Annotated in this window: 26 protein-coding genes; 14 read left to right on the top strand and 12 right to left on the bottom strand. The window is 75.9% G+C overall.

All coding sequences use genetic code 11. The annotated features are described in order from the left end of the window. Positions 1 to 19: 19 nt before the first annotated feature. Positions 20 to 778 carry a hypothetical protein gene (locus ACFPBZ_RS04580; RefSeq protein WP_378034814.1) on the top strand — a complete coding sequence of 253 codons (759 nt, stop codon included), beginning with the start codon at positions 20 to 22 and terminating at the stop codon, positions 776 to 778. A gap of 93 nt (positions 779 to 871) precedes the next feature. Here ACFPBZ_RS04580 and ACFPBZ_RS04575 read toward each other — a convergent pair whose 3' ends face one another. The 3 genes from ACFPBZ_RS04575 to ACFPBZ_RS04565 all read right to left on the bottom strand — a co-directional run bounded on the left by ACFPBZ_RS04575 (position 872) and on the right by ACFPBZ_RS04565 (position 5,533). Beyond that, positions 872 to 1,783, bottom strand: a complete 912-nt coding sequence (locus ACFPBZ_RS04575; protein ID WP_378034813.1) for an alpha/beta fold hydrolase — start codon at positions 1,781 to 1,783, stop codon at positions 872 to 874. A gap of 264 nt (positions 1,784 to 2,047) precedes the next feature. Then, entirely contained in the window at positions 2,048 to 2,941 is an 894-nt protein-coding gene (locus tag ACFPBZ_RS04570) for a C40 family peptidase (RefSeq protein ID WP_378034812.1), read from the bottom strand. A gap of 369 nt (positions 2,942 to 3,310) precedes the next feature. Further along, positions 3,311 to 5,533 (bottom strand): ATP-dependent DNA helicase RecG, encoded by a 2,223-nt coding sequence (locus ACFPBZ_RS04565; protein WP_378034811.1) that lies wholly within the window; start codon positions 5,531 to 5,533, stop codon positions 3,311 to 3,313. 153 nt (positions 5,534 to 5,686) lie between these two features. Here ACFPBZ_RS04565 and rpmB point away from each other — a divergent pair, with 153 nt between their 5' ends. After that, positions 5,687 to 5,878 (top strand): 50S ribosomal protein L28, encoded by a 192-nt coding sequence (gene rpmB / locus ACFPBZ_RS04560; RefSeq protein WP_378034810.1) that lies wholly within the window; start codon positions 5,687 to 5,689, stop codon positions 5,876 to 5,878. Positions 5,879 to 5,956: 78 nt separating this feature from the next. Here the strand turns inward: rpmB and ACFPBZ_RS04555 are convergent, their stop codons facing one another. After that, positions 5,957 to 6,124, bottom strand: coding sequence for a DUF397 domain-containing protein (locus tag ACFPBZ_RS04555; RefSeq protein ID WP_378034809.1), 168 nt, complete (start codon positions 6,122 to 6,124; stop codon positions 5,957 to 5,959). A 187-nt stretch (positions 6,125 to 6,311) separates the two neighbouring features. On the opposite strand from ACFPBZ_RS04555, the gene ACFPBZ_RS04550 reads away from it, so the two are divergent. Further along, positions 6,312 to 6,737, top strand: coding sequence for a hypothetical protein (locus ACFPBZ_RS04550; RefSeq protein ID WP_378034808.1), 426 nt, complete (start codon positions 6,312 to 6,314; stop codon positions 6,735 to 6,737). 19 nt (positions 6,738 to 6,756) lie between these two features. On the opposite strand, the gene ACFPBZ_RS04545 is transcribed toward ACFPBZ_RS04550, so the two are convergent. Then, positions 6,757 to 7,440, bottom strand: a complete 684-nt coding sequence (locus ACFPBZ_RS04545; RefSeq protein ID WP_378034842.1) for a uracil-DNA glycosylase — start codon at positions 7,438 to 7,440, stop codon at positions 6,757 to 6,759. A 24-nt stretch (positions 7,441 to 7,464) separates the two neighbouring features. Continuing rightward, entirely contained in the window at positions 7,465 to 8,010 is a 546-nt protein-coding gene (locus tag ACFPBZ_RS04540) for a GNAT family N-acetyltransferase (protein WP_378034807.1), read from the bottom strand. 107 nt (positions 8,011 to 8,117) lie between these two features. Here ACFPBZ_RS04540 and ACFPBZ_RS04535 point away from each other — a divergent pair, with 107 nt between their 5' ends. The 5 genes from ACFPBZ_RS04535 to ACFPBZ_RS04515 all read left to right on the top strand — a co-directional run bounded on the left by ACFPBZ_RS04535 (position 8,118) and on the right by ACFPBZ_RS04515 (position 13,696). Next, positions 8,118 to 8,906, top strand: a complete 789-nt coding sequence (locus tag ACFPBZ_RS04535) for an IclR family transcriptional regulator (RefSeq protein ID WP_378034806.1) — start codon at positions 8,118 to 8,120, stop codon at positions 8,904 to 8,906. Next, positions 8,903 to 9,655, top strand: coding sequence for an HAD family hydrolase (locus tag ACFPBZ_RS04530; RefSeq protein WP_378034805.1), 753 nt, complete (start codon positions 8,903 to 8,905; stop codon positions 9,653 to 9,655). The genes ACFPBZ_RS04535 and ACFPBZ_RS04530 overlap by 4 nt, the downstream gene beginning before the upstream one ends. Positions 9,656 to 9,717: 62 nt before the next feature. Further along, complete coding sequence (locus ACFPBZ_RS04525) at positions 9,718 to 11,130, top strand: FAD-binding oxidoreductase (RefSeq protein ID WP_378034841.1); 1,413 nt, start codon at positions 9,718 to 9,720, stop codon at positions 11,128 to 11,130. Next, the gene (locus ACFPBZ_RS04520) at positions 11,127 to 12,299 is read left to right on the top strand and encodes an FAD-binding oxidoreductase (protein ID WP_378034804.1); all 1,173 of its coding nucleotides are present in this window, start codon (positions 11,127 to 11,129) and stop codon (positions 12,297 to 12,299) included. The genes ACFPBZ_RS04525 and ACFPBZ_RS04520 overlap by 4 nt, the downstream gene beginning before the upstream one ends. Next, a complete protein-coding gene (locus ACFPBZ_RS04515; protein WP_378034803.1) occupies positions 12,296 to 13,696 on the top strand; it encodes a (Fe-S)-binding protein in 1,401 nt (466 codons plus the stop codon). Before ACFPBZ_RS04520 ends, ACFPBZ_RS04515 begins: the two co-directional genes overlap by 4 nt. A 52-nt stretch (positions 13,697 to 13,748) precedes the next feature. Here the strand turns inward: ACFPBZ_RS04515 and ACFPBZ_RS04510 are convergent, their stop codons facing one another. Further along, positions 13,749 to 14,741 (bottom strand): thiamine-phosphate kinase, encoded by a 993-nt coding sequence (locus ACFPBZ_RS04510; RefSeq protein ID WP_378034840.1) that lies wholly within the window; start codon positions 14,739 to 14,741, stop codon positions 13,749 to 13,751. Positions 14,742 to 14,887: 146 nt separating this feature from the next. Between ACFPBZ_RS04510 and ACFPBZ_RS04505 the strand changes: the two genes are divergently transcribed. Beyond that, entirely contained in the window at positions 14,888 to 15,121 is a 234-nt protein-coding gene (locus ACFPBZ_RS04505; protein WP_378034802.1) for an Lrp/AsnC ligand binding domain-containing protein, read from the top strand. Position 15,122: 1 nt separating this feature from the next. Beyond that, positions 15,123 to 15,722, top strand: coding sequence for a DUF3515 domain-containing protein (locus tag ACFPBZ_RS04500; protein ID WP_378034801.1), 600 nt, complete (start codon positions 15,123 to 15,125; stop codon positions 15,720 to 15,722). Here the strand turns inward: ACFPBZ_RS04500 and ACFPBZ_RS04495 are convergent, their stop codons facing one another. Both ACFPBZ_RS04495 and ACFPBZ_RS04490 read right to left on the bottom strand, forming a co-directional pair. Continuing rightward, positions 15,723 to 16,814 carry a D-alanine--D-alanine ligase family protein gene (locus tag ACFPBZ_RS04495; protein WP_378034800.1) on the bottom strand — a complete coding sequence of 364 codons (1,092 nt, stop codon included), beginning with the start codon at positions 16,812 to 16,814 and terminating at the stop codon, positions 15,723 to 15,725. An 11-nt stretch (positions 16,815 to 16,825) separates the two neighbouring features. Beyond that, a complete protein-coding gene (locus ACFPBZ_RS04490) occupies positions 16,826 to 18,199 on the bottom strand; it encodes an aminotransferase-like domain-containing protein (protein WP_378034799.1) in 1,374 nt (457 codons plus the stop codon). A 68-nt stretch (positions 18,200 to 18,267) separates the two neighbouring features. On the opposite strand from ACFPBZ_RS04490, the gene ACFPBZ_RS04485 reads away from it, so the two are divergent. Then, positions 18,268 to 18,921, top strand: a complete 654-nt coding sequence (locus tag ACFPBZ_RS04485) for a pyridoxamine 5'-phosphate oxidase family protein (protein WP_378034798.1) — start codon at positions 18,268 to 18,270, stop codon at positions 18,919 to 18,921. A gap of 107 nt (positions 18,922 to 19,028) precedes the next feature. On the opposite strand, the gene ACFPBZ_RS04480 is transcribed toward ACFPBZ_RS04485, so the two are convergent. The 3 genes from ACFPBZ_RS04480 to ACFPBZ_RS04470 form a co-directional block, all read right to left on the bottom strand. After that, the gene (locus ACFPBZ_RS04480) at positions 19,029 to 19,454 is read right to left on the bottom strand and encodes an ATP-binding protein (protein WP_378034797.1); all 426 of its coding nucleotides are present in this window, start codon (positions 19,452 to 19,454) and stop codon (positions 19,029 to 19,031) included. A gap of 75 nt (positions 19,455 to 19,529) precedes the next feature. Next, positions 19,530 to 20,528: an NAD(P)H-dependent glycerol-3-phosphate dehydrogenase gene (locus ACFPBZ_RS04475; protein WP_378034796.1), complete on the bottom strand. Its 999-nt coding sequence runs from the start codon at positions 20,526 to 20,528 to the stop codon at positions 19,530 to 19,532. Next, a complete protein-coding gene (locus ACFPBZ_RS04470) occupies positions 20,525 to 21,262 on the bottom strand; it encodes a lysophospholipid acyltransferase family protein (RefSeq protein WP_378034795.1) in 738 nt (245 codons plus the stop codon). The genes ACFPBZ_RS04475 and ACFPBZ_RS04470 overlap by 4 nt, the downstream gene beginning before the upstream one ends. A gap of 140 nt (positions 21,263 to 21,402) precedes the next feature. On the opposite strand from ACFPBZ_RS04470, the gene cofC reads away from it, so the two are divergent. From cofC to ACFPBZ_RS04455, 3 genes are all read left to right on the top strand, one after another. Next, positions 21,403 to 22,089 (top strand): 2-phospho-L-lactate guanylyltransferase, encoded by a 687-nt coding sequence (cofC, locus tag ACFPBZ_RS04465; protein WP_378034794.1) that lies wholly within the window; start codon positions 21,403 to 21,405, stop codon positions 22,087 to 22,089. A gap of 71 nt (positions 22,090 to 22,160) precedes the next feature. After that, positions 22,161 to 24,434 carry an RNA degradosome polyphosphate kinase gene (locus ACFPBZ_RS04460; RefSeq protein ID WP_378034793.1) on the top strand — a complete coding sequence of 758 codons (2,274 nt, stop codon included), beginning with the start codon at positions 22,161 to 22,163 and terminating at the stop codon, positions 24,432 to 24,434. Next, positions 24,431 to 25,405 (top strand): NUDIX hydrolase, encoded by a 975-nt coding sequence (locus tag ACFPBZ_RS04455; RefSeq protein ID WP_378034792.1) that lies wholly within the window; start codon positions 24,431 to 24,433, stop codon positions 25,403 to 25,405. The genes ACFPBZ_RS04460 and ACFPBZ_RS04455 overlap by 4 nt, the downstream gene beginning before the upstream one ends. Positions 25,406 to 25,488: the final 83 nt, after the last annotated feature.

Raw genomic sequence — 25,488 nt, 5'->3', positions numbered from 1 at the left:
ACCAGCGGGAGGTCGGACCATGGCAGGCAGCACGTCGCGTCACTCGCCGGTGCCGTGGCTCTACGCCCTGGCGATCCTGCTCACCGTCGTCTCCCCCCTGGTGTTCCTCGGGGCCTGGGTGGCCGACGGGACGCTCGAGGGGCTCGGGGTGGCGCTGCTCGCCGCGGTGGCCGACCTCGTCGCGGCCGCGGTGGCCGCGGTCGTCGCGACGGTGCTGGCCGCGCAGCGCGGGGTGCGCCGGGTCCGCACGGTCGTCCTCGGCCACCCCGACGGCCGGGAGGGCCGCCTCGACGAGCACCGCCATGCCCGGTGGGTCCTCGCCCGCGACCGCTTCGCCGCCCTCCAGCGCGACTACGCCGCCTTCGAGTCCGACCCGCGGGCCGTCGCGGCGCGCCCGGCGCTGGTCGACGTGACCGTCACGACGACCGCGCGGTTCGTCGAGGCCCTCGCCGACGCCCACTACCTCGCCACCCCCACCGAGCCGGGCGGGCCGCGCCGCGAGGAGTTCGTCGCGGCGGTCGACCGCGCGGTCACCGCGTGGGACGACGCCCGCCGCACCGCCGACGCCCTCGCCCGGGGGGCCGCACGCCCCGCCCCCGCGGAGACCCAGGCGCCGCCCCTGCCCCCCGCCCGGGACCGCGACGAGTACGCCGCGGTGGCCGACGCCGTGCGGCAGGCGGCCGCGCGCGGGATGCGCGACCTGCGGGCGAAGGTCACGGAGACGCCGCGCACCGGGGTCCGCTGGCCGCAGGCGGAGCCGCGGCGCGAGCGCGCCTGAGTCCCTGCTCGCCCTACTGGACGAACGGCACTCTCGTCACCGAAGAGGGTGACGACCGGGCCGTTCGTCCCCCGGCGGCCGGCCCGGACCGCGTCAGGGCCGCGCGGCGATCTCCCGGATCGCCGCCGCCGTCGCGAGCGGCCGGTCCTCCTGCAGGTAGTGGCCCGCGCCGGGGACCACGACGACCTCGGCGCCCGGCGCGACCCGTGGCAGCGTGGCCGCGCTGATGCCGGGGGCGCCGCCCTCGAGAGCGGTGGCGGGGACGGCCAGCGGGCGCGGGTCGGGGACGAGCCCGCGGTAGCGCCCGATCGCGGCGTCGAGGCGGCCCGGCCGGGAGTAGGCGCGGACGGCGTCGTCGCGCGAGCCCGAGGCCACCACCGGACCCCCGCCGACGAACCTCGTCAGGAACTCCCGTTCGTGCCCGGCCACCCGGGCGGCGATCTCCCCGGGGGGTGCGCCCGCGAAGACCGCGAGGTGCGGGGGCGCGAGCTCCTCGAGGCCGGCGCCCGGCACGCCGCCCCCGGACAGCACGAGGTGCCGGACGCGGGCCGGGGCCTCGTGGGCCCAGGCGAGGGCGACCATCGCGCCCATGTCGTGGCCGACCACCACGGCGGGCGCCAGGTCGAGGGCGGCGGCGAGACCGTCGAGGTCCGCGGCGAGTGCGGCGGGGCCGTAGGCGGTGCGGCCGTCGGCGGCCTCGGGAGCGAGGTCCGAGCACCCGGCGCCGCGGAGGTCGGGCACGACGACGCGGTGGTCCGCCACGAGGTCGGCCGCGACCGTCCGCCAGGTGCGCCAGGTCTCCGGGAACCCGTGGAGCAGGACCACCGCCGGGGCGTCGACCGGTCCCCCCACGGCCACGTCGAGGTCGACGACGCCGGTGTCGACCGTGCGCCGCGCCAGCCCGGGGACGTCGGCCCCGCAGGCGTCGGTGGCCGAGGAGGGGACGACGAGCACGGTGAGGACGCCGAGGGCCACCACGAGCAGGGTCCGGAGCGCGGCGGTCACACCGACGAGGATGACCTCATCGAGGGCTGCGGCACCGTCGGTGGTCCGACCACTGCTCTCCGTGACCGTGAGGCGTCACACAGATCACTCGATGGGACCCGGTTGCCCCCCGGCCGGACCGGCCACTCTAGAGAGAGACGGGACGAGCAGCCCCGTCGAGCGAGACCATCGGTGCCCGGGAGCTGGGGAGCGTCCGTACACCGAACAAGGCCCGGGATTCCCTTTCGGGGAGGGGATCCCGGGCCGCTCTCGTCTGCGGGTCGATCAGACGACGCGGCGGGCGCCGACGGCGTTCTTCTCGATCTTCGACAGCGGCGTGAACTTGACGTCCTGCCCGCTGGTCGGCGCCTCGATGACCTTGCCGTTGCCGACGTACATCACGACGTGGCTGACCGGGCTGTAGAGGAAGATCAGGTCGCCGGGCTGCAGGTCGTCCATCGACACCTTCTTGCCGACCTTCGACTGGGCGGCCGAGGTGCGCGGCAGGTCCTTGCCGGCCTTCTCGAACGCGTACTGCATGAGGCCGGAGCAGTCGAACGAGTTGGGGCCGGTGGCCCCCCAGACGTACGGCTTGCCGAGGCGGGACTTCGCCGCGGAGATCGCGCTCTGGGCCATGGACGAGCCGGCGGCCGCCTCGGGCTGGGGCTTCGCCGCGGGCGCCGGGGCGGCGGCCGGGCGCGCACTCGCGGCGACGGTCTTGTACTTCGGGGCCTCGACGGGCGCCGCGGCGGGCGCGACCACCGGCATCACCGAGGTGATGGCGGGCGCGGCCCGGTCGACCGCGGGGAGCGTCATGGCGCTCGCCGCGAGGTTCGTGGGGAGGGCGACCTCACCGGTCTGCGCGGGCTCGTCGGCCGGGATGAGGCCGTGCGCCGCGGCACCGCCGGCGCCGGCGAGGGCACCGAGGGCGGCGAGGGAGAGCCCCGCCGTCCGGGCGGCGCGGTTCAGCGAGGGCTGGGAGACGGAGCGCTGTCCACCGTGGGGGGTCGGCGGGCCGGTGCGGGGCATCCGCTCGGCGACCGGTCCGGCGGGGGCGCCGTGGGCGCCGCGACCGGTCAGGTCCTGGGGGATCGGCCCGAGCGACCCGGTGGTCGCCGCGTCCGGAGCACGGTGACGTCCACCGGGAACGGGCGCGACCGACGGGAGAACAGCGGTCATGCGTCGTCTCCACGCCCGACGGCGACCGGACGGGGACGCGTCGCGTCCCTGGTCGACCTGCCGCTGGGGAGTGCGGTCGGCCGACGATCTCCGTCCCGTCCTGGACGTCGTGAGCGCTCCGGGGAAGCCGCCGGACGGGTACCGGGCGAAACGGCCGAGCGCATCGGACCGCTGTTGCAGACCGACCGCCAGACCGTAACCGAACCGTGATCCCTCGGGGCCACCCCGGTGGTGCGTGTCGCGCCCGGAGGTCGCCGCTGCGCGCCGATCGGCTACCTCCTGGTAGGCGACCGGTCACCCCCGGCGACCGCAGGACGACGGCCGCCCGGAGCCTGGCCACACGGACCGGCGTCGCCCTGCCGCGACGGACTAGAGCTTGTCGAGGAAGCTCGCGCCCTCGTCGCCGACCACGGCGCGCACCAGGCCGACGAGGCGCGGGTGGTGGTCGAGCGTCGGGTCGTCGGCGAGCACGGCCCGGGCGACGTCGCGGGCCTCGGTGATCTCCTCGAGGTGGCGGCGGACCGAGAGGAAGCGCAGCGAGCGGCGGCGCCCGGCCTGCTCGGTGCCGAGCACGTCGCCCTCGCTGCGCAGCTCGAGGTCGAGGTCGGCCATCGCGAACCCGTCGTGGATCTCGGCGATGCGCTGCAGCCGCTCCATCGACGGGCCCTCGTACTCGCTGACGAGGAAGCAGGCGGCGGCGGTGTCGCCCCGCCCGACCCGCCCGCGGAGCTGGTGCAGCTGCGACACCCCGAAGCGCTCGGCGTCGAGGACCACCATGGCGGTGGCGTTCGGGACGTCGACGCCGACCTCGATCACGGTGGTGGAGACCAGGACGTCGATCGCGCCGGCGGAGAACCGCCGCATCACGTCGTCCTTCTCCTCCGGGGGGAGGCGGCCGTGCAGGATCTCCACCCGCAGGCCGGCGAGCGGACCGGCCGCGAGCAGCTCGGCGACCTCGAGCACGGCGAGCGGCGGACGACGCTCGTCGCCCCCCGCCCCCTGGTCCTCCTCCTCGGAGGCCTGCCCGTCGCCGATGCGGGGGCACACGACGTAGGCCTGGTGCCCGGCGTCGACCTCCTCGCGGACGCGCTCCCACACCCGTGCCAGCCACTTCGGCCGGTTGCCGGGGACCGCGTGCGTGTCGATCGGCTTGCGCCCGGCGGGCAGCTCGTCGAGCACCGAGTTCTCGAGGTCGCCGTAGACGGTGAGCGCCACCGTGCGCGGGATGGGCGTCGCCGTCATCACCAGCAGGTGCGGCGCGAACTCGCCGGGGCGCGACCGGAGCTCGTCGCGCTGGCGGACCCCGAAGCGGTGCTGCTCGTCGACGACGAGCAGCCCGAGGTCGGCGAACCCCACCGACTCCTGGATCACCGCGTGGGTCCCGACGACGATGCCCGCCTCGCCCGACTGCACGTCGAGCAGGGCCTGCCGGCGCTCCTTGGCCGCGAGCGACCCGGTGAGCAGGACGATCTTCGTCGCCTGCTCGCTGGTGTCGAGCTCGACCGGCTCCTCGGCCTCGTCGAACAGGCCCGCCGGTTCGCCGCGGCGGCCCAGCGGCCCGAGCATCGACCGCAGGGAGCGGGCGTGCTGGGCGGCCAGCACCTCGGTGGGCGCGAGGAGCACGGCCTGGCGGCCCGCGTCGACCACCTGGAGCATCGCCCGCAGCGCGACCACGGTCTTCCCCGAGCCCACGTCGCCCTGCAGCAGCCGGTTCAGCGGGGTGGCGGAGGACAGCGCCGCGGACAGCTCGGCCCCGACGCGGCGCTGGCCCCCGGTGAGCTCGAACGGCAGCCGGGCGTCGAAGGCGGCGGCCAGGCCGTCCTCGCGCCGGGGGCACGGCGGGGCGGGGCGCACCGCGGCGGCGATCCGCTCCCCCTGCAGGGCGAGCTGCAGCCCGAGCGCCTCGTCCCACGTCAGGCGCCGGCGTGCCGGCGCGATGTCGTCGAGGGTGGCGGGCAGGTGGATGTCGCGCAGCGCCCGGCCGAGGTCGACCAGGTGGTGCCGGCGGCGGATCTCCTCGGGCACCGGGTCGACCGGGTCGTCGAGCACCTCGAGGGTCTGGCGCACCGCGGCGAGCAGCTCCCAGGTCTGCACGTCCTTCGTCGCCGGGTAGTACGGCATCACCGGCGGGAGCTTCACGGCCTCGTCGTCGGGATCCGTGGAGTCCTCGCCGGTGCTGATCCGGACCGCCCGCGGGGAGCCCAGCTGCCACCGGTCGCGGAAGCGCTCGAGCTTCCCCGCGAACATCGCCCGCGTGCCCGGCGGCATCGTGCGCAGCCGCCAGGGCTGGTTGAAGAACGTCACGCTGAACTCGAGGGGGCCGTTGGCCACCACCATCGACGTGATGTGCAGCTGCCCCCGGCCGCCGCCGCGCCGGAACTTGCGCTCCCCGCCCGCGGTGCGGACGTCGGCGATGACCGTGACGTAGTCGCCCACGGTCAGGTCGCGCGGGTCGATCTTGCCGACGTCGGTGACCTTGTCGTGCCGGCGCGGCAGGTGGCGCAGCAGGTCGCCCACCGTGGTCATGTCGAGGTGCTTGCGCAGCGCCGACGCCGATCGCCCGCCGATCGCCTCGGCCAGGGGTGAGTCCATGTGCACCACGGGTGCCAGATTGCCACCGGGGTCCGACGGTCTCCCGACCCCGCCGCCGGGGGTGCCTCCGGGGCTCGGTTACGCTGGGGACCTGCTGCACGGTGGTGTCTGCCCCGTGCGCTCGGATGTCGGCGATATCGAGAGGTGTTCGAAGTGGCTGCGGTGTGCGACGTGTGCGCGAAGAGCCCCGGTTTCGGGAAGTCGGTCTCGCACTCCCACCGCCGGACCAACCGTCGGTGGAACCCGAACATCCAGACCGTGCACGCCCGTGTGGGCACCGGTAACCGGAAGCGGCTGAACGTGTGCACCTCCTGCCTCAAGGCGGGCAAGGTCAGCCGCGTCTAGTCCCTGATCAGTACGGCCCCGGGCCCGGGAACGCCACGTGCGTCCCGGGCCCGAGGTCTGTCCAGGGTCAGGTCGGGCTCAGGACAGCTCCGCCCCGGCCGGCCCCGCGAGGTCGTCGAACTCGCCGTCGCGGACGCCGCGGACGAAGGCGTCCGCCTCCGCGCGCGTGTAGTGCAGGACGGGTCCGTCGACGTCCCCCCGCGCCCGGACGAGCAGCCCGCCGTCGGGGTGCCGTGCCGTCTCCACGCCCGGTCCGCTCGGGCTCCACCGGGTCTCCGGCACCATGCGGCGGCCCCTTCCACGGGGTCGTCGACCGCTCGTCGTCGGGCGCGTTCCGTCACACGCACATGCGGCCGTCCTTGCGCCTGCACGGTAGCTAGGGGAGCATCGGCGACGCTGCGCTGCTGCGAGACTGCGACGAACGGAGGACGAGGTGAGCCGACCGGACGCCTCGTCGGGCTACCCGGTCACGCCTGAGCCCCGTCTCCCCCGCGCACAGCGCACCGTCCACCGCCGATCGGCCCCGGTGCCCCTGCGGGTCGTCTCCCAGCGCCTCACCGCCGCCGACGTCGTCATCCCGACGCCGGCTCCGGAGCCCGCGGCCTCCGGCACCACCCGAGTGGCGGCCCCGGCGGCGGCCCCGGCCCCCGTGGCGACCCTCGACCGCCCGGCCCCGCCGAACACCGCGCTGCCGGTGCTCGCCCCGCGGCGCCGCCCGTTCGACCGGCTGCTCGCGCTCGTGCGCGGCCGCCGACGCGACGGCTGCGGCCGGCACCGGCCCGACACCATCCCCAGCCGCGGCTGGAGCATGTTCGCCCCGCAGCGACGCCCCCGGCGCCGCTTCGGCACGCGCCGCTAGCGCCGACGACGCCCGCCGGTCAGGGCAGGCGCCAGTCCACCGGCTCGTCGCCCAGCTCCTCGAGGAAGGAGTTGACACGGCTGAACGGCCGGGAGCCGAAGAACCCGCCGGCGGCCGACATCGGGCTCGGGTGCGCCGACTCGACCGTGGGCACGTCCTCCCCCAGCAGCGCGGTGAGCGAGCGGGCGTCGCGACCCCACAGCAGGGCGACGAGCGGGCTGTCGACCCGATCGACCAGCGCGCTGATGGCCTGCTCGGTGACCTTCTCCCAGCCCTTGTTGCGGTGCGAGCCGGGGGCGCCGGGAGCCACCGTGAGGACGCGGTTGAGCAGCAGGACGCCCTGGTCGGCCCACGGCGTCAGGTCGCCCGTCGAGGGCATCGGGTGCCCGAGGTCCTCGGAGTACTCCTTGAAGATGTTCTGCAGGCTCTTCGGGAAGGGCCGGACGTCGGGCGCCACCGAGAACGACAGGCCCACGGCGTGGCCGGGCGTCGGGTACGGGTCCTGCCCGACGACGAGCACCCGCACCTGCTCGAACGGCTGCTGGAAGGCGCGGAGCACGTTCTTCCCCGCCGGGAGGTACGTGCGGCCCTCCGCGACCTCGGCGCGCAGGTAGTCGCCCATCGCGGCGACGGTGTCGGCGACGGGCTCCAGGGCCTGCGCCCACCCGGCCTCGACGGTCTCGGACAAGGGCCTCGCCATCAGCCGTTCCTCCGCACGTCGGCCACGCTAGCCGCGGCCGGGCTCCCGGTCCCCGGCGGGTCGGGGGCCGAGGTCGCGGGCGAAGCAGACGCTGTCGCGCTCGTCGCGGTGCACGCCGAAGTTCGGCATCGGTGCGTAGCCGCGGGCGCGGTAGAGCGCCTCGGCCTCGGGCTGGCGGCTCCCGGTCTCGAGGACCGTGCGGGAACAGCCGGCCGCGAGCGCCCGCCGTTCCAGCTCGGCGAGCAGCGCGGAGGCGAGACCGCGCCGGCGGTGGGCCGGGTCGACCCACATGCGCTTGATCTCGGCGTCGCCCGCGTGCAGGACCCCGGCGTCCTCGATCGGGACGGTGTCGGCGGTGTGCCGCCGCCACCCGCCGCAGCAGACGGCGGCGGCCACGCCGGGGAGCCGGCCGAGGAGGAACACCCCACGCGGCGCCGCGAACTCGGCGGGGTCGACCGGCGTCCGGTCGATCCCGCCGTAGCGCTCGCGGTAGAACGCCTGCACGGCGTCGACGAACCGCACGCTCTCCGGGTCGTCGTACGCCGCGACCTCGAGCGTCAACCCCTGGGGCACATCGCCCTTCCTACCCACGGAACTTGCTTTCCGCCATGCGGAATGGTGGGCTCCGTGGCGTGGGCGGGTGGTGACCCGCGCCGTCGACAGCTCCCGGGGAGGTGCGCGTGCCGGAGTCCCCGGGCCGCTCCGTGCAGTCCCTGCAGCGCGCCTTCGAGCTCCTCGACCACCTGGCCGACGCGGGCGGCGGCGCGACGCTGAGCGGGCTCGCCGCTGCGTCGGGGCTCCCGGCCCCCACCATCCACCGCCTGCTCTCCACGCTCGTCGAGCTCGGCCACGTCCGCCGCGAGGCCGGGCGCCGCTACGCCCTCGGCCCCCGCCTGGTCCGCCTCGGCGACGCCGCGGGGCGGGTGCTGGGGGACGGCGTGCGTCCCGTGCTGGCCGACCTGGTCGCCGCGACCGGGGAGTCGGCGAACCTCGCGGGGCTCGACGGGGCGTCCGCGGTCTACCTCGCGCAGGTCCCCTCGCCCCACCCGATGCGGATGTTCACGGAGGTGGGCGCGCACGTGCCCCTGCACTGCACCGGCGTCGGCAAGGCGCTGCTCGCCGTCGTCGGGACCGCCGCCGCCCGCGAGCTCGCCCACCGCGGCGGGATGGCTCCCCGCACGCCCGCCACCATCGTCGACGTCGTCCTGCTGGACCGGGAGATCCGGCTCGGGGTCGAGCGGGGCTGGCACGTCGACGACGGGGAGCAGGAGGTCGGGGTGCGGTGCGTCGCGGTCCCGGTCCCCGCGGCACCCACCCCGTGCGCGGTCTCGGTGTCCGGCCCGGCGGCCCGCCTCGGGGACGACCGGTTGCCCGAGGTCGGGCGGCTGCTCCGCGACGCCGCCGGGCGGATCGCCGCCCAGCTGACCGGCCTGGAGTCCACCCGCTCCCCCGCCGGGGCCCCGGCGTGAGCCGCCGGCCGGTCGGCGTGTGCTGGGACATCGACGGCACGCTGCTGCGCGGGGGCCGGGCCGGCTACGAGGTCCTCCGGGGCGCCTTCCTGTCCGTCACCGGCCACGAGCCTCCCGAGGTCGCGATGGGCGGGATGACCGACCACCTCGTCGCGCAGGCGTTCCGCGACGGGCTGCCGCGCGGGGCGGCGGGACCGCTCGTGGCACGGGGCGATGAGTACACCGACGCGATGATCGCGGCGATCACCGAGCAGTGGCGGGGGCGCGACGACGAGCTCGCGGCCACCCTGACGGTGCTGCCCGGGGTGCGCGACGCGGTCGCACGGCTGGCCCGGGAACCCGACGTCGACCAGATCGTGCTCACCGGCAACGTCCGGGCGGGCGCCGAGCTCAAGCTCACCGTCGCGGGCCTGCACCCCGGCCCGTTCGACCTCGACGACGGCGTCTACGGCCACCTCGCCGGGCCCCGCGCCACCCTCGTCCACACCGCCCGCGACCGGCTCGAGCGGCGGCACGGGCGACCCGTGGGGCTGGTCGTCGTCGGCGACACCCCGCGCGACGTGGAGGCGGCCCACGCCGCGGGCGCGGTCGCCGTCGGGGTCGCCACCGGGTCCGCGACGGTCGCGGATCTCGTGGCGTCGGGCGCCGAGCACGTCGTCGAGGACCTGTCCGATCCGGCCTCTCTGGTGGCGGTCGTGCGCCGCGCGGGCGAGGATCCGGGAGCCACCCGAGGGAGCGTGTCATCGTGACCACAGCCACCACCACGGCCGCAGCATCATCGACGGCCCTCGCCCGCGAGTTCTCCGAGTTCCTGCCCGACCCGTGCGTGATCACCGACGAGGTCGGCCGGCGCAGCTACGAGTGCGACGGCCTGACCGGCTTCCGGCAGGTGCCCGCGGTCGTCGTGCTGCCCCGCGACGCCGAGGAGGTCGCGGCCTGCGTGAAGGTCTGCGCGCGCCACGGCGTCCCGTTCGTCGCCCGCGGCGCCGGCACCGGCCTGTCCGGCGGTGCCCTGCCCGTGGCCGACGGCGTGGTCATCTCGCTGCAGAAGCTGCGCCGGATCCTCGAGATCGACGTCGAGAACCGCCGCGCGGTGCTCGAGCCCGGGGTGTTCAACCTCGACATCTCGAAGGCCGCCGCCCCGTACGGGCTCTACTACGCGCCCGACCCGTCGAGCCAGCAGGTCTGCACCATCGGCGGCAACGTCGCCGAGAACTCCGGCGGGGCGCACTGCCTGAAGTACGGGTTCACCACCAACCACGTGCTCGAGATGGAGGTCGTGCTCGCCGACGGCTCCGTGGTCACCCTCGGCGGGCCGTCCCCGGAGCAGGCGGGACCCGACCTGCGCGGGGTCTTCCTCGGCTCGGAGGGCACCCTCGGGATCTGCACCAAGGTCACCGTGCGGCTGCTGCGCACGGCCGAGGCGGTGCGCACCGTGCTCGCCGACTTCCCCTCGATCGAGGCCGCGGGCGAGACCGTCGGCGCGATCGTCGAGGCGGCCATCGTGCCGGCGGCCGTCGAGATGATGGACTCGCTCGCGATGGAGGCCGCCGAGGCGGCCGTGGGGGCGGGCTACACGGTGGAGTCGCCCTCGGCCCTGATCATCGAGCTCGACGGCCCCGCCGAGGAGTGCGACGAGCAGTTCGCCGAGATCACCCGCATCTGCGAGGAGCACGGCGCCACGCGGATCCACGTGGCCGACAGCGCCGAGGAGCGGGCACGGGTGTGGAAGGGCCGCAAGGCGGCGTTCGCGGCCGTCGGGCGGATCAGCCCCGACTACATCGTCCAGGACGGCGTGGTCCCGCGGACCCGCCTCGCCGAGGTGCTCTCCCAGATCGCGTCCATGGGCTCGGAGAAGGGCCTGCGGGTCGCCAACGTGTTCCACGCGGGCGACGGCAACCTCCACCCGCTGGTCCTGTACTCGGAGGCCGCGGGCGAGCACGACAAGGCCGAGGAGCTCTCGAGCGCGATCGCCGAACTGTGCGTCGAGCTCGGCGGGTCGCTCTCGGGCGAGCACGGCATCGGCGCCGACAAGGCCTGCTCGATGACGCGGATGTTCACCGAGGACGACCTCGCGGTGATGCTCCGCGTCCGCACGGGCTTCGACCCCGACGGGCTGTGCAACCCCGGCAAGATCTTCCCGACGCCGCGGATGTGCGGCGAGCGGCCCGGCCCGTTCCGCCCGCACCCCCTGGAAGAGGCTGGAGTGATCAGTCGCCTGTGAGCACCTCACCCACCACCCTGGTCGAGCTGCGCGAAGCCGTGCTCGACACGCCCGGCCCGGTCGTCGCCACCGGGGCCGGGACGGCGGCCGACTGGGGCTCCCCGGTCGCGGCCGACGCCACCGCCGTGTCGGTGACCGGCCTGCACGGCGTCATCCAGCACAACCCCGGGGACATGACCGTGTCGGTCGGGGCGGGCACGCCGCTCACCGCGCTGCAGGAGACCCTCGCCGGGAAGAACCAGCGGGTCGCCCTCGACGCCGCCCGGGCCGCCCGCGGGGCCACCGTGGGCGGGCTGTTCGCCACCGCGGACTCCGGCCCCCTCGCCCTCGGGTACGGCTCGCTGCGCGACCTCGTCATCGGGGTCACCGTCGTCCTCGCCGACGGCACCGTCGCCCGCGCCGGCGGCCACGTCATCAAGAACGTCGCGGGCTACGACCTGACGAAGCTGCTCCACGGCGCGTACGGCACGTTCGGGCTGCTCGCCGAGGTGGTGCTCCGGCTCCACCCGCTGCCCCCGGCCCGGCGGACGATCGCGCTGCCGGTCGACGCCCTCGCCGACCTGCCAGCCCGGGGCCGCGACGTCACCGACACCCCCGTGGAGGCCGCGGCGCTCGAGTGGTCCGACGGGCGGCTGCTGGCCCTGCTCGAGGGCACCGAGGCCGGCGTGGAGGGACGCGCCGAGCGGCTCACCGGCCTGCTCGGCGCCGACGCGGAGATCCTCTCCCCCGACGACGCCGACGCCGCGTGGGCCGCCCACGCCGCGGCGGTCGACCAGCGGCCCGCCGACCGCGCGGTGCTCCGCATCGGCACGAAGCCCACCGCGCTCGGCGAGGTCCTCACCGGCCTCACCGCCGACGCCGGGGCCCGCGATGTCACGGCCGCCCCGGCCACCGGCGTCGCCACCCTCACCGTCCCCGCCCGCGCCGACGCTGTGGACGCCGTCCACCGCCGGGTCGCGGCGGCCGGCGGGACCTCGACCCTGCGGGCGCACCCCGCGGGGGTCGACCTGCCCGCGTTCGGCCCGGCCCCGAGCAGCGCGGCCCTGCTGCGCGCGGTCGCCGCCGCGTTCGACCCCGAGCACCGGCTCGGCCGGGGACGCCTCGCCCCCTGGGTGATCGCCCCCGCGAGCCCCGCCGCCACCGGCCCGAGGACTGGAGTGTCCGCGTGACCAGCACCCCCACCACCGGGCCCGGCCCCGACTTCACCTCCCAGCGCGGCGAGAACGCGCCCGGCCCCGAGCGCACCGACGCGCTCGCCGCCGCGACCACCGGCAGCTTCGACGAGCACCACCCGCCGGCCCGGGAGCTGCTCGACGACTGCGTGCACTGCGGGTTCTGCCTGCCGACCTGCCCCACCTACGCGCTCTGGGGCGAGGAGATGGACTCCCCCCGCGGGCGCATCTACCTCATGGAGATGGCCGAGAAGGGCGAGATCCCCCTCGAGGGCGCCTTCACCACGCACATGGACCGGTGCCTGGGCTGCATGGCCTGCGTGACGGCGTGCCCCTCGGGCGTGCAGTACGACCGGCTGCTCGAGGCCACCCGCCCGCAGATCGAGCGCAACGTCCCGCGCGGGCGCGCCGACCGGCTCTTCCGCGAGGCGATCTTCACGCTGTTCCCCTACCGGCGGCGGCTCCGCGCCGCCACTCTCGGCGGCGCGCTCTACCAGAAGCTCCGGCCGAAGGGCATGGACAAGCTCCTCGCCCGCCTGCCCGAGCGCTTCGAGCGGCTGGTCGCCATGGAGTCGCTCCTCCCGCCGGTCAGCGTCCGCGACGCCTTCTCCCGCACCCCGGTGGTCACCCCCGCCGCCGGTGCCCGCCGCGGCCGGGTCGGGATGCTCGTCGGCTGCGTGCAGGACGTGTTCTTCCACCAGGTGAACCTCGCGACGACGCGCGTGCTGGCTGCCGAGGGCTACGAGGTGATCGCCCCGCGCGAGCAGGGCTGCTGCGGGGCCCTCGGGCTGCACGCGGGCCGCGAGGAGGAGTCGATCACCCGGGCCAAGGAGCTCATCGCGGTGTTCGAGCGGGCCGAGGTCGACGAGATCGCGGTCAACGTCGCCGGCTGCGGCTCCTCGATGAAGGAGTACGGCGAGCTGCTCGCCGACGACCCGCAGTGGTCCGAGCGGGGGAAGCGGTTCTCGGAGAAGGTCCGCGACATCTCCGAGGTGCTCGCCGACGCCCTCGCCGAGTCCCGCGCGCCGCGGCACCCGGTCGAGGCGAAGGTCGTCTACCACGACGCCTGCCACCTCGGGCACGCCCAGAAGATCCGCACCCAGCCCCGCGACGTGCTGCGCTCGATACCCGGCGTGACGCTCGCGGAGCTCCCGGAGGCGGAGATCTGCTGCGGCTCGGCCGGGATCTACAACATGCTCCAGCCGCAAGCGGCGGGCGACCTCGGGCGCCGCAAGGCCGACAACATCCGCGGCACGGGCGCCGACCTGCTCGTCACCGCGAACCCCGGCTGCCTGCTCCAGATCCGCAAGTACCTGGAGGGCGACCTGCCGATGCTGCACCCGGTGCAGCTGCTCGACGCCTCGATCCGGGGGGTCCGGCCGCCCGGCATGTGAGCACCTGTGCGCAGTAATCCGTGTCCAGGCACGGATCAGTGCTCACCTGTGTTCACCTCCAGTGCCGCCAGCCGGGGTCGCCGGCGCCGCCCCACCGGTCGGCGTCCACGCGCACCCCGGCGCCCAGGCGGACGTCGCCGAACACGGTCCACCCCTCCGGCACCGCGGCCTCGTCGGGAAAGCAGGCGACGAGGGAGTGGTCCTCGCCGCCGGTGAGGGCCCAGCGCAGGGCGTCGGCACCGAGGGCCGAGGCGACGTCGCGCAGCTTGTCCGCCACGGGGACGAGCGCCGAGCGGACGTCGATGCCCACCCGCGAGGCCGCGGCGATGTGCCCGAGGTCGGCGAGCAGGCCGTCGGAGGTGTCGACCATGGCGGTGGCGCCCGCCCGCGCCGCCACCGGGCCCTCGCGCACCGGGGGCCGCGGCGTGCGGTGCGCGGCGACCATCGCGAGCGGCGAGCGGAAGCCGCGGCGCAGCACCTCCATGCCGGCGGCCGACCAGCCGAGCACCCCGCGGACCGCGACGACGTCGCCCACCTTCGCGCCCGAGCGCAGCACCGGGGCGCGCCCCTCGAGGTCGCCCAGGGCCGTGATGGTCACCACGATCTGGTCGGCCGAGACCGTGTCGCCGCCCACCACGCCGACCCCGGCCTCCGCGGCCGCGTCCCAGATCCCGGAGGCGAGCCCGTCGACGACGGCCGTCGGGGTGGAGGCCGGGCAGGCGAGCGAGAGCAGGAGCCCGGTGGGCACCGCGCCCATGGCGGCGACGTCGGCGAGGTTCGCGGCCACGGCCTTGCGCCCGACCTGCTCGGGCGCCGACCAGTCGAGGCGGAAGTGCACGCCCTGGACCAGGGTGTCGACGGTCGCGACCACCCGGCCGTCGGGGGCGGCGAGCACGGCGGCGTCGTCCCCGGGGCCCACGAGGGTGCCCTCCGGCTGCGGCCTGCCCGCGGTGATGCGGTCGATGACCCCGAACTCCCCGACGTCGGAGACCCGCTCCGTACCCTGTCGACCGGAGGGGCCGGATCCGCCGGTGTCGCTCCGCACGGCCCCCCGGGTCGAGCTCCGCTTCGCCGCGTCTCCCGTCCCGCTCACCCGTCTGCTCCCTGCGGTACGTTCCGACCCGTCCTGTCACACCCCGTCCGCAGCCGCTCCTCCGAGCGGGTGCACCCGCTCCCCGAGGAGGCCCGTCCGTGGCCCAGGCCTACATCCTGATCCAGACCGAGGTGGGCCGCGCCTCCGCGGTCGCGTCGGACGTGGCCGGGATCGCCGGAGTCAGCCGTGCGGAGGACGTGACGGGGCCGTACGACGTGATCGTGCAAGTGGCGACGGACGCCCTCGGCGACACCGTCCGGGCCGTCCAGAAGGTACCGGGGATCACGCGCACGCTGACGTGCCCGGTGGTCGGCGCCCCCGCGTCCGCCTGAGGTGACGCCCTCCCGAGCACCGGAGCTCGAGCGCCGCGGCCCCCGCATCGTCCTCGGGATCGCGCTGGCCCTGCCGGTGCTGCTGGTGATCGGGGTGCTCGTGGCGGCCCAGATCCTCGGGCGGCAGACCGACCCCGACCCCGACACCGGGCCGCTCGCGCTGGCCGCGATCCCGGTGCCGGCGGCGGCGTCGGCCGACTGCGCCCGCCTGCTCTCCGGGCTGCCGCAGGAGATCAACACCGGCGACGGCCTGCTCCCGCGCCGGGTGCTCGCCGACCCCGTCCCCGCGGGGACCGTCGCCTGGGGCGGGGAGAAGCAGGCCTCCGGGCGTTTCGAGGACCAGCCCGTGGTGCTGCGCTGCGGCCTGCCCGCCCCGGCCGAGCTCGGCCCCACCGCCCCGCTGCTCGACGTCGACGGCGTCGACTGGCTGCGCATCCCCGGGGCCGGCGCGACGACGTGGGTGACGGCCGACCGCGCCGTGTTCGTCGGGCTGACGCTGCCCGACGGCGTCGGCTCCGGGGCGATCCAGGACGTGTCGCGCGGGATCAAGATCACCCTGGTCAGCCGGGACACGACCCCGGCCCCGATCCCCACCCGCTGATCAGCGCACCCCGACGCCCTGGGCGAGGGCGGTGTCGACGAGCGTGGTGAGCAGGGTCGGGTAGTCGACGCCCGTGGTGGCCCACACCCGCGGGTAGAGCGAGGTCGCGGTGAACCCCGGCATGGTGTTCAGCTCGTTGACCAGCACCCGGCCGTCGTCGGTCACGAAGAAGTCGACGCGGGCGAGACCGGAGCAGTCCATCGTCCGGAACACCCGGACCGCCTGCTCGCGGACCGACTCCGCGAGGGCGTCGTCGAGCTTCGCCGGGACGTCGAGCTCGCAGGCGTCGTCGAGGTACTTGGTGTCGAAGTCGTACCAGTCCGAGGCGCCGGTGAGCCGGATCTCGGCGGGGACGCTCGCCTCGACGCGGCCGTCGGGGAACTGCAGCACCCCGCACTCGATCTCGCGGCCGACGACGGCGGCCTCGACGATCACCTTGGGGTCGCTCTCCCGGGCGAACGCGACGGCGGCCGGGACGTCCTCCCACGCCGTGACCCGCGAGATCCCCACCGACGAGCCGGCGCGGCAGGGCTTGACGAACACGGGCAGCCCGAGGCGGTCGCGCTGGGCCGGCGACAGGTCGGCGGCCGACCGGTCGAGGTCGACGGCGTCCCCGACGAGCAGGCCCGCGTCGCGCAGGATCCGCTTGGTGACGACCTTGTCCATCGACGTGGCGCTCGCGCAGACCCCGGCCCCGACGTAGGGGATCCCGGCGGTCTCGAGCAGGCCCTGGACCTCGCCGTCCTCGCCGGCCGGGCCGTGGAGCACCGGGAACACCGCGTCGATCGTCGCGACGGTCTCGCCGCGGCGGCCGTCGGCGAGGCTGATGAGCTCGCGGCGGGTGGGGTCGGGCAGCAGGGCGACCGGGGTGCCCGAGTCGGCGGTCACCTCCGGCATCTCGCGGCCGCGCAGGCGCCAGGGGGCGGTGTCGTCGCCGACCGCGAGCCAGACCCCGTCGCGGGTGATCCCCACCGCGACGACGTCGAACCGGTCGCGGTCGAGGTTGTCGAGGATGCCGCCCGCCGAGACGCAGGAGACGGCGTGCTCCCCCGACCGCCCACCGAACAGGACCAGCAGTGTCGGTCGCCCCATGCGGCCGGAGCCTACGGGGCGACCCCGCCGAGCACGCCGCCGAGGCGGACCAGGGCGTCCGCCAGCGCGACCCGGGTCGGGGCGGCCCAGGCGAGGAGCACCCCGTGCCGCACGGGGTCGCCGAGGTGGTGGTCGGCCAGCCCGTCGAGCAGCAGCCCCGCCCCGGCCGCGGCGTCGACCACCGCCTGCTCGTCGGCCGCGGACGCCAGCGGCACCACCAGGTGCGCCCCCGCCCGGTCGCCGAGGATCGTGTGACCGGCCGCCGTCACCACGTCGACCACCAGCGCGCGGCGCACCCCCAGCTCCCGGCGCAGGCGCGCGAGGTGCCGGCCCAGGCCGCCGTCGCGGGCCCACGCGGCGAGCACGTGCTGACCCGCCGGCGCCGGGCGGATCCCGGTGGCCCGGCGCATCGTCAGGACCGCGGCGGACAGCTCGGGTGGCGCCACCGCCCAGCCCACCCCGAGCGTCGGCGTCGCGATCTTCCCGGCGGTGCCCAGGTGCACGACGACGTCGGGCGCGAGCGCCGCGAGCACCGGCAGCGGGGCGACGTCGTAGCGCAGCTCGCCGTCGTAGTCGTCCTCGACCACGAGGAACCCCTCCCGCCGGGCCCGCTCCACCAGCGCGGCGCGGCGCCCGACCGGCAGCCGCCCGCCGAGGGGGTACTGGTGCGCGGGGGTCACGTAGACGAGGTCGAGACCCGGCGGGAGATTCCCGACGACGAGGCCGTCGGCGTCCACCGCGAGGGCGGTCACCGTGGCGCCGGCCGCCCGGAGCACGCCGACCGCCCGGCGGTAGCCCGGGTCCTCGACCCCGGCCCGCAGCGGGCGCCCGAGCCGGCGGGTCAGGACGGCCACGATCTCGGCGAACCCGGTGGTGGTGCCGGCGGTCGCGAGGACGTCGGCGCCGACGAGGCCGCGGTGGCGCAGCAGGTGCTCGGCGACGGCCTCCCGGAAGGCGGGGATCCCGGCGTGCTCGGGGCGGGCCGCGGGGGTCAGGTCGCCCGCGTGGCGCCAGGCGCGGCGCCACGACGCGGTGTCGAGCACCTCGAGGCAGGGGGCGCCGGGGCGGAGGTCGGTCAGCGATGGCACATCGCTGACGTTGGGTGTCAGCGATGTGCCATCGCTGGCATCCGGAGCCGCGGCCGGGGGCGACGCCAGCACGAACGTCCCCGCCCCGTGCCGCGCGCCCAGCCAGCCCTCGGCGACGAGCTGGTCGTAGGCCGCCGCGGTCACCGTGCGGCTGACCCCGAGCTCGCGGGCCAGCACCCGGGTCGCCGGCACCCGGTCGCCCACGCGCAGCCGACCGTCGAGGGCCGCGGCCCGCAGCCCGTCGGCGAGCTGCACCGCGAGCGGGTCCGGCGCGCCCCGGTCGAGGGTGACGAGCACGAGTGGCCTTCCCGATCGACGGCGGATTGGCCCTCGCAGCATGCCACCGGGCGTCGGACGATCGTCGGGTGACGCTCTCCCCCACCCCGAGGACCCAGCTGCGGCGCAAGCGCGACCGGCAGGCCGACGACGTGCGCGTGCTCCACGCGGTCCTCGACGAGGCCCTTCTCTGCCACCTCGGGCTCGTCGACGACGACGGCGCGCCCCTGGTGCTCCCGACGATGCATGCCCGGGTCGGCGACGTCGTCTACGTGCACGGCTCGAGCGGCGCCGCGAGCCTCGCGCGCGACCGCGAGGTGTGCCTGACGGTGACGCTGCTCGACGGGCTCGTCCTCGCCCGCAGCGTGTTCTCCCACTCCGCGAACTACCGCAGCGCCGTGGTCCGCGGCCGGGCCCGGCGGGTCACCGACCCCGACGAGCACGAGCGGGCCCTCGAGGCGGTCGTCGAACACCTGACCCCGGGGCAGTGGGACCACGCCCGCCGTCCCGACCGGCGCGAGGCGGCCGCCACCGCGGTCCTCGCCCTCGACCTCGCGGAGGCGAGCGTCAAGGTCCGGCAGGGCCCGCCCGGCGACCCGGAGCTGGTGGAACAGGGCGACCACCGCTGGGCCGGTGTGATCCCGGTGCGCACCGTCCTGGGCACACCGGAGCCGTGCCCGGCGCTGCCGGCGGACGTGCCGGTGCCGGAGCACGTGGCGCGATGGAGCGTGGCGCGTCCCTGACGTCGGGCGTCAGCGATGTGCCATCGCTGCCACCGCGCTGCGATCGAGCGTGGCGCCGGACTGACGTCGGGCGTCAGCGACGTGCCATCGCTGACACTCCCCCGGCCCTACGGCGCGACCCGCCGCCGCATCTGCACCGTGGTGCCGGCGGCGTTGGAGTGCACGGTCGCGCACGTGATGGTCCGCATCAGCGGGAGCCCGCGACCGCGCCAGCCCGACCCGGTCGACGGGCGCCAGGCGCCGTCGTCGGTCACGGTGACGACGAGGTCGCGCCCCCCGGACAGCGGCGGGGAGACAGCGGCCCAGAGCCGCATCTCGCCGGCCTCCGGGGCGCTCACGTAGGCGTGGTCGACCACGTTGGCGAGGGCCTCGTAGACGGCGAGCGTCAGGTCGTCGGCGGTGTCGGCATCGGCCAGCCCGTCGATCCAGGCGCGGAAGGAGCGGCGGAGCACGGAGGCCTCGGCGCTGGTCGCCGGCACGGTCCGCGACAGGGCGAGCACCGGCCCGCTCCCGGTCCGCGGAGCCGGACCCATCCGCATCAGCACATCCACGTACCGGGTGTTCCTCGCCCGGCCAGACACGAAACGCACACGGTCAGGGGGCGGAGTTCACTCCGGCTTCCGCTCCCGGTTGATGAGCTCGTCGCCCACGTCGCGCGCCGAGGCCGTCCCGGCGCACACGCGGCGCACCGCGTCCACGATCGGGGTGTCGACCCCGTGCCGGGCGGCCAGCTCGCCGATCGCCTCGCACGACTTCACGCCCTCGGCGACCTGCCCGTGGTTCGCCTCCTCGGCCTCGGCGACCGACAGGCCCGCGCCCAGCGACGCCCCGAACCGCCGGTTGCGCGAGAGCGGCGAGGAGCAGGTGGCGACGAGGTCGCCCATCCCGGCGAGCCCCGCGAGGGTCATCGCCTGCCCGCCGAGCGCCACGGTGAGCCGGGAGATCTCCGCGAGCCCGCGGGTGATCAACGAGGCCGTCGTGTTGTCGCCGTAGCCCTGCCCCGACGCCATCCCGCAGGCGAGCGCGATCACGTTCTTGCAGGCCCCGCCGAGCTCGCAGCCGATGACGTCGACGTTGGTGTAGGGCTTGAAGTACCCGGTGGAGCACTCGTGCTGCACGGCGACCGCGCGGGCGTGGTCGGAGCAGGCGACGACGGTGGCCGTCGGCTGCTCGGCGGCGATCTCCCCGGCGAGGTTCGGGCCGCTGACCACGGCGATGCGGTCGCTCCCCACCCCGCCCGCGTCGGCGATCACCTCGCTCATCCGCTTGAGGGTGCCCATCTCCACGCCCTTGGCGAGGCTCACCACGGTCGACCCGGCCGGCAGGTGGTCGCGCCACTCCTCCAGGTGCTCGCGCAGCTTCTGCGCCGGGATCGCCAGCACCACGGTGGACGCGCCGTCGAGGGCGGCCTCGGCGTCGTGGGTGGCGCGCAGCCCGGCGGGGAGCTTGACGTCGGGCAGGTACTCGGGGTTGACGTGCTGCGCGCTGATCGTGTCGGCCACCTCCTGGCGGCGCGCCCACAGCGTGACGTCGGTGCCCGCGTCGGCCAGCACCTTCGCGAAGGTGGTCCCCCACGAGCCGGCGCCGAGCACCGCGTACCGGGTCACGGCCGCACCTCGCCGCGGACGTCCTCGAGCAGGGCGGTCACGGCGTCCATCAGCCGCTCGGTGGTCTCCCGCATCAGGCGGGCGCCCGGCGGCCCGTCGCCGACCCGGGCCCGCAGGTCGTCCAGCTCCACCGGCGGGCCGGCCCGCAGGACGACCTCCTTGCGCCGCGAGGGGCGGAACCGCTTGTTGTAGTGGTCGTAGACCGAGAGCGTGCCCCAGTGCACCGTCGGGATCACCGGCACGTCGTGCAGCAGGGCGAGCCGGGCGGCGCCCGACCGCGCCTCCATCGGCCAGCCCGCCGCGTCGCGGGTGATCGTGCCCTCCGGGTAGATCACGACGACGCCGCCGTCGTCGAGCGAGCGCTCGGCGGCGGCCAGGCTCGCCCCCGCGTCGCGCGAGCCGCGCGCCACCGGGATCTGCTTGCTGCCGGCCAGGACCCGGCCGAAGACGGGCACCTTCCAGAGCGAGTCCTTCGCGAGGAACCGGGGCACGCGGCGCGCCCGGTGCACGAAGACCGCCGTGTAGACGGGGTCGAGGTAGGACACGTGGTTGGCCACCACGAGCGCCGCGCCCCGCGCGGGCACCTGCTCGAGCCCCTCCATGCGGCGGCGGGCGAGCAGCAGGGTCAGCGGGTAGAAGGTCGCCGCGGCGAGGAACACCCACGGCCCGCCCGGTTCGCGTCGCCGCCCCCGCACCCCGACGGGTCGCTCGCCGGTCCCGCGTGCGATCGCCACGCCGGTCGCCTCCCTCCGCCGGTCCCCTGCGGTGGGGACGGTGCGCCCCAGTGTTCCGTGGCCGGTGATCTCCGTCCAGACGACCCCGCCCGTCCGCCCGCGCCACGCACGGCCGCCCGGGTCGGGAGCAGGATGGGGGCATGGCAGGCGGACCCACCGTGCGCGTGAGCGATCTCGTCGTCCCGGTCAAGGAGCTCCGCCTCGCGAAGACGCGCCTGGCGCCGGCGAGCGCCGCGGCCGCCGATCCCGACGACCCCGCGGTGCTGCACGCGCGCCTCGCGCTCGCCCTCGCCGCGGACACGCTCGCCGCGGTGCTCGCCTCCGGGGTGGCGCGGGTGGCCGTGGTCACGCCCGACCCGCGGGTGGCCGGGCTGGCCCCCGACGGCACCACGGCCCGGCCGCTGCCGGTGGCCGACCCCGGGCGCGGCCTCAACGCCGCGATCCGGGCGGGGATCGACGCGCTGGCCGGCGACGCGCCGGTGGCCGCCCTGCTGGCCGACCTGCCGGCGCTGCGCCCCGCCGCGCTCGACGACGCCCTGCGCGCCGCCGGCCGGGCGCTGCGGGACGCCCCCGCGGCCTTCGTCGCCGACCACACCGGCACCGGGACCGCCCTGCTCGTCCTGCGCCGCGACTTCACCCCGCGGTTCGGCCCGGGATCGGCGGCGGCGCACCGGGCGGCGGGCGCGGTGGCCCTCGACGGCGACTGGCCGGGGCTGCGCCACGACGTCGACACCCCCGCCGATCTCGCCGAGGTCCGGGCCCTCGGGGTCGGACCGGCCACGCTCGCGTGGCCCGCCGTGCCCGCGGTGGCGGCCGGGTCGCGCTGAGGCCCGGTCAGTGGGCGGCCGGTGCGGGCGGCGTCACGCCGTGCTCGCCGGGTGGGCTCCCGCCCGTCAGAATGGGACGGGTGAGCGACACGGCGGAGACCACGGTTCCCGAGGACACCGAGGCGGTCCCGGAGGTCGGTCCGCCACCGCCCGCCCCGGCGACGACGGGCCGCACGAGCGACTCGCGCGGGCGCATGCCGGGGGCGCCGGCCGCCGCGACGCCCGCCGCCGACGACGAGCGGGCCGATCTCCCCGACGACCGCTACGACAACCGCGAGCTGTCGTGGCTCGAGTTCAACGCCCGCGTGCTCGCCCTCGCCGAGGACACGAGCCAGCCGCTGCTCGAGCGCGCCAAGTTCCTGGCGATCTTCGCCTCGAACCTCGACGAGTTCTACATGGTCCGGGTCGCCGGGCTGAAGCGCCGCGAGGAGACCGGGCTCTCGGTGCGCAGCGCCGACGGCCTGACCCCGCGTGAGCAGCTCGCCCGCATCGCGACGCGCAACCAGGAGCTCGCCGAGAAGCACGCCAAGATCTGGATGACCGACGTCGGGCCCGCGCTCGAGGGCGCCGGGGTCCACCTCATCGGCTGGGACCGGGTCAGCGAGGACGCCCGGGGCCGGCTGTCCGCGTGGTTCGAGGCGCAGGTCTTCCCGGTGCTCACCCCGCTCGCCGTCGACCCGGCGCACCCCTTCCCCTACATCTCCAACCAGTCGCTCAACCTCGCCGTCGCGGTGCGCGACCCGCAGACCGGCACCGAGCACTTCGCCCGGGTCAAGGTGCCGAACAACGTGCCGCGCCTGGTGCGGGTGGGCCCGGAGCCGGGCGCCGACCCCGACGAGGAGGCCCGGCTCGACCAGCGCTGCTGGTTCCTGCCGATCGAGGACCTCATCGCCGAGCACCTCGACCACCTCTTCGAGGGCATGGAGGTCGCCGAGCACCACGTGTTCCGCGTGACCCGCAACGCCGACCTCGACGTCGAGGAGGACCGCGACGAGGACCTGCTCCAGGCCCTCGAGCGGGAGCTCGCACGACGCCGCTTCGGGCCGCCGGTCCGCCTCGAGATCACCGACTCGATGAGCGAGCACATGCTCGAGCTGCTCCTGCGCGAGCTCGACGTCGACCCGCACGACGTCGTCCAGGTGCCCGGGCTGCTCGACCTGTCGTGCCTGATGGAGCTGCTCGCGCTGAGCCGCCCGGAGCTCAAGGACCCGGTGTTCGTCCCGGCCACCCACCCGGCGTTCTCCGAGGGCGAGACCCCCAAGAGCGTCTTCGCCACGCTGCGCGAGGGCGACGTGATGGTCCAGCACCCCTACGACTCCTTCTCGACGAGCGTCCACCGCTTCATCGAGCAGGCCGCGAGCGACCCGAAGGTCCTCGCCATCAAGCAGACGCTCTACCGGACCTCGGGCGACTCCCCGATCGTCGAGGCCCTGATCGACGCGGCCGAGGCCGGCAAGCAGGTCGTGGCGGTCGTCGAGATCAAGGCCCGGTTCGACGAGCGCGCGAACATCACCTGGGCCCGCGCGCTGGAGCGGGCCGGGGTGCACGTGGTCTACGGGCTCGTCGGGCTCAAGACCCACGCCAAGGCCACGCTGGTGGTCCGCCAGGAGGGCTCGGCGATCAAGCGCTACTGCCACCTGGGCACCGGCAACTACAACCCCAAGACCGCCCGGCTCTACGAGGACATCGGCGTGTTCACCGCCGACGAGACGATCGGCGCCGACCTCACCGACCTGTTCAACGTGCTCACCGGCTACGCCCGGCGCCGCAAGTACCGCAAGCTGCTGGTCGCCCCCTACGGCGTGCGCCGGGGCCTGATCGAGCGGATCGACACCGAGCGCAAGCGCGCGGTCAAGGGCAAGAGCTGCGGCATCCGCATCAAGGTCAACGGGCTGGTCGACGAGCAGGTCATCGACGCCCTCTACCGCGCCTCGATGGCCGGGGTGCCGATCGACCTCGTCGTGCGCGGCATCTGTGCCCTGCGGGCCGGGGTGCCCGGGCTCTCCGAGAACATCCGGGTGCGCTCGATCCTCGGACGCTTCCTCGAGCACTCGCGGATCTTCCACTTCGTGGGGGCGGGCGAGCACTGGATCGGCAGCGCCGACATCATGCACCGCAACCTCGACCGCCGGGTCGAGGCGCTGACACCGGTCACCGACCCGCGGCTGGTCGCCCAGCTCGACCAGATCCTCGACTCGGCGACGGCCCCGACCACCCGGTGCTGGAGCCTCGACGCCGACGGGTCGTGGACACCGTGGCCGGTGGCGGCCGGGGAGGGGACCGACGGGATGAAGGTGTGCGACCACCAGGCCCAGCTGCTGCTGCGCCGCGAGGGCAAGCCGTGACGTCACCCGCGACCCCACTCGAGGCCGTCGACGAGCAGGACGGTCCCGACGAGGACGTCCCGCGGTCGGTGCACGCCGCCGGTGCGGTGCTGTGGCGTCCGGCCGCCCGGGGCGGCGGGGTGGAGGTCGCCGTCGTGCACCGCCCCCACCACGGCGACTGGAGCCTGCCCAAGGGCAAGGTCGACGAGGGCGAGTCGCGGGCCCGCACCGCCGTGCGCGAGATCGCCGAGGAGACCGGCTACGCCGCGACCCTCGGGCGTCACCTGCAGACGGTGCGCTATCCGATCGGCGAGGACCGCAAGGTCGTCGACTACTGGGACGCGCGCGCCGGGCGGGGCACCTTCGTCCCCAACGGCGAGACCGACGAGCTCCGCTGGCTCGCGCCCGCCGCCGCGGGGTCGCTGCTGACCTACGACACCGACCGCGGCGTCCTCGACGCGTTCGCCGGCACCCCCCGCCCCCTCACGACGATGCTGCTCGTCCGCCACGCGAAGGCCGGGCGGCGGGGCGGGCACCCCGGGCCCGACGACGAGCGCCCCCTCGACGACGAGGGCCGGGAGCAGGCGCGCCGGATCGCCGACCTGCTGGGCGCGCACGGGGTGACCCGGCTGCGCGCGGTCGGCAAGACCCGCTGCCTGCAGACCCTGGAGCCCGGCTCGCACCGCCTCGGCGTCGGGATCACCCGCGACGACACCCTGTCCGACGAGGCCGTCGCGGCCGACCCGGCGGGCGCCCTCGAGCACCTGCTGGCCCTCGCCGCGCCCGAGCACGGGGTCACCGCGGTGTGCGCCCAGGGCTACGGCATCCCCACCCTCGTGCGCGACCTCGCCGCCGACGACGGCCCGCGGCCCGACGTGCACTCCAACCGGCGGCTCGCCGAGCCCCCGGCGCGCAAGGGCAGCATCTGGGTCCTCTCCTTCCACGAGGGGCGCCTCGTGGCCGCCGACTACGTGCGCGACCCGGCGGTGTGACCGTTCCGTGACCCCGCGTCGGGCCCGAGATCGGGTTCGGTTAGCGTGACGCACGGCCGTCCGCCGGATCGGCATTGCCTGCG

This window comes from Actinomycetospora atypica, assembly GCF_042653685.1.
In the GTDB taxonomy this organism is placed as follows: domain Bacteria; phylum Actinomycetota; class Actinomycetes; order Mycobacteriales; family Pseudonocardiaceae; genus Actinomycetospora; species Actinomycetospora atypica.
Note: the sequence above shows the minus strand (reverse complement) of the source record. Positions and strands in the feature narration are given on the sequence as shown.

Coding starts and splice junctions, on each gene's coding strand:
- ACFPBZ_RS04480 (WP_378034797.1), bottom strand. CDS start 19,454: ATGGGTCCGGCTCCGCGGACCGGGAGCGGGCCGGTGCTCGCCCTGTCG.
- cofC (WP_378034794.1), top strand. CDS start 21,403: ATGGCAGGCGGACCCACCGTGCGCGTGAGCGATCTCGTCGTCCCGGTC.
- ACFPBZ_RS04570 (WP_378034812.1), bottom strand. CDS start 2,941: ATGACCGCTGTTCTCCCGTCGGTCGCGCCCGTTCCCGGTGGACGTCAC.
- ACFPBZ_RS04580 (WP_378034814.1), top strand. CDS start 20: ATGGCAGGCAGCACGTCGCGTCACTCGCCGGTGCCGTGGCTCTACGCC.
- ACFPBZ_RS04565 (WP_378034811.1), bottom strand. CDS start 5,533: ATGGACTCACCCCTGGCCGAGGCGATCGGCGGGCGATCGGCGTCGGCG.
- ACFPBZ_RS04460 (WP_378034793.1), top strand. CDS start 22,161: ATGGGACGGGTGAGCGACACGGCGGAGACCACGGTTCCCGAGGACACC.
- ACFPBZ_RS04495 (WP_378034800.1), bottom strand. CDS start 16,814: ATGGGGCGACCGACACTGCTGGTCCTGTTCGGTGGGCGGTCGGGGGAG.